This window comes from Streptomyces sp. NPDC001156, from assembly GCF_053598275.1.
This window is the reverse complement of record NZ_JBSFJX010000449.1, coordinates 1-2,516: the sequence shown is the minus strand read 5'-3', so window position 1 is coordinate 2,516 and position 2,516 is coordinate 1. Positions and strand designations below refer to the sequence as shown.

Genomic DNA, 2,516 nt, shown 5'->3' with positions numbered 1-2,516 from the left:
GGACTTCTACCTCAAAAAACGCGGCGAAGGCTGCAAGCACGTCCAAGCCGTCATCGCCCTGGCACGGCGCCGAGCCAGCGTGCTGTGGGCGCTACCGCGTGACAACAGGACCTTCACCCCCGCCCCACCGGTCCCGCAGGCGGCTTGACTCAGTCATTGAAACTCCCGGCCAAAGCCGTTCCGACGACCTCGTACTAGCTAGACGCGGTCCTGGAAGACGCAGCTCCACACGTGCGTGCCCGCGACGCTGCCGTCGGCGCGCACCGCCTCCAGCGTGTAGAAGTGCGTGGTCCCCCGCGCGGCCGTGGTGTCCGTGTAGGCGCGGGTCTCCGCGGGAAGCAGTCCGGCGTGCAGCGGCTCGTACGCCTTCGTGGCCGCGTTCCACCGTCTGACCCGGTAGCCCGCGACAGTGTCGCACACGGCCGTCTTGTCGCACCGCCAGTTGATGGACGGCCCGTCCTGGTCGGGTCCGCCGATCAAAGTGCCGTAGCCCAGGCTGCCGAGGTCCCAGTCCCGGACGACCGTCACGGACGGCCGGACGTCCAGCTCGGTGGCCTCGACGACCGTGACCTTCGGGTCGCTCGGGGGCAGCGCGTTGCCCCAGCGGTCCCTGGCGACGACCGCGTACACGTACGTCTCGCCGTCAGGCAGGTCGCCGCAGAGGACCGCAAGCGGGTCGCTCGTACCCTCCCAGCAGGAGGTGGAGCTGAGCCACTTGACCGTGCCGTCCGCCTGCCGGGCGCCGTTCCAGACCACGTAGCGTTCGACGTCATCCTCGGTCGAGGCCGCCCAGCTCAGCAGCACGCCGTCGGCACGGGGGGTGGCCTTCACGCCCGTGACCGGGCCGGGCGCGACGCGGTCGCCGGTGCGGACGACGAGCGGGGCGGACAGCGCCGACTCGTTGCCGGCCGGGTCCACCGCGGCGACGGCGTACGTCACGTATGTGCCCGCGGGCATGTCCAGGTCGTGGCAGATGCCGCCGGTGCTGGTCTCGTCGCTTCCCTCGGCGCAGGTCACGCGGGTGAGTGCGGCCGGGTCGAGGGTCTCGCCGGGCGAGCGGTAGACGCGGTAGGTCCCGCCGTTGTCGAAGTCCTCGTAGAAGCCGTCGGGCTGCTTCCAGTACACGTCGGTGTAGCCGACGCGGACGACGGCTTCGAGGGAGGTCGGGGACTTCGTCGGCGGTGTCCGGTCGACTCCGTCGCCGGTGACGGCGGCGTACGCCGACGGGTTGCCGAGCGCGTCGAGGGCGCGGACCCGGTAGTACCGGACGGTGTTCACGGGTGCGTCGGTGCGGTACGACGTCGTGGTTGTCGTACCCAGCAGCGTGAACGGGCCGGTGGCCGCGGGAGCGGCGTACACCTCGTACTTCGCGGCGTCGGCGACCCCCTGCCAGGCCAGGGTGGCCCACCAGGCGTCGCCGGCGACCGTGAGACCGGTCGGCGTCGCCGGCCCCGTGCGGTCCACGGTCACGGCGGTGGCGTCGAGGCTGCCGGCGGACTCGCGGCCCGCCTTGTCGACGGCGCGGACCTCGTAGAGGAAGGTCTGGCCCGTGGCGGGCGGCGCGTCCACGAAGGAGGGGGAGGTGAGCAGCGACGAACCGCTGGCCTTCGCCCATTGGGTGGTGCTCAGCCGTCGGTACACGCGGTAACCGGCGAGGTCCATCTCCTTGTTCGCGGCCCAGCGCAGGGTGGTCTTCCTGGTGTCCCGGTTGTACCCGGCGGTGAGGCCGGTCGGGGCGAGCGGCTTGACCCTGTCGACGGCGACCTCGGTGCGCGGGGCGTACGTGAACCCGGCGTTGGCGGTGCCGGTCCAGGCGACATAGTCCACGCGGAGCGTGTGCTTGCCGGCCGGGATGGTCAGGTCGAGGGTCTTGCGGGCGGTGGTGGAGACGTTCTTCCACAGGTCGATCTTCCGCACGCCGTCGACGTAGACGCGCATGCCGTCCTGCGTGGCGGCGGAGAGCCGGAAGGGGCCGCCGGAGCCGAAGTCCCGGGTGAGGGACCAGCGGACGGAGAAGTTGTCTTTGGGGAGCGTGACGCCGGGTGGGTCGCCGTAGCCGTAGTTCTCGGCGATGACGGAGTCGCAGGCGGTCAGCTTCGGCGTGCCGCTGAAGGTGGAGTTGCCGAAGTACTGCGCCTTCCAGACGGGAGAGGTGCAGCTGACGGCTGCGGAGGCAGGGGCGGCGGTGATCAGGCCGCTGATGGCGGCGACGGTGGCCGTCGCGGCCAACGCGCTCAGCCGGGTACGAGTCATCACAGAGAGTGGGGCGCCTTTCGGACCTTTGAAAAACCTGTGAACAGGTGGCGCCTGTGTGACCTATGAGGAGGGGGCAGGGTTGCCTCCGCCCCCTCCCCCTTTTCACGGACGTTCTTTTCACGGACGTTCGCCACGCGTCGGCCGTACCGGTGAACAGCGCAGGACCCTAGTGTGACGCGCCGGAAATGGCGAGTCTAAGTCTGTAGACTATTTCTATGTCGCATCGGGGTCCGCGTGCTGTCGAGGTCGTATTGTCCGAC

General features: G+C 70.1%; 1 protein-coding gene and 1 pseudogene. One reads left to right on the top strand and one right to left on the bottom strand.

Translation table 11 applies throughout. The features are described from left to right. Nucleotides 1-148, top strand: a pseudogene (locus ACWDA7_RS51975) (IS110 family transposase); the annotation flags it as partial. Nucleotides 149-198: 50 nt separating this feature from the next. Here ACWDA7_RS51975 and ACWDA7_RS51970 read toward each other — a convergent pair. Continuing rightward, complete coding sequence (locus ACWDA7_RS51970; RefSeq protein ID WP_450615105.1) at nucleotides 199-2,253, bottom strand: PA14 domain-containing protein; 2,055 nt, start codon at nucleotides 2,251-2,253, stop codon at nucleotides 199-201. Nucleotides 2,254-2,516 lie beyond the last annotated feature (263 nt).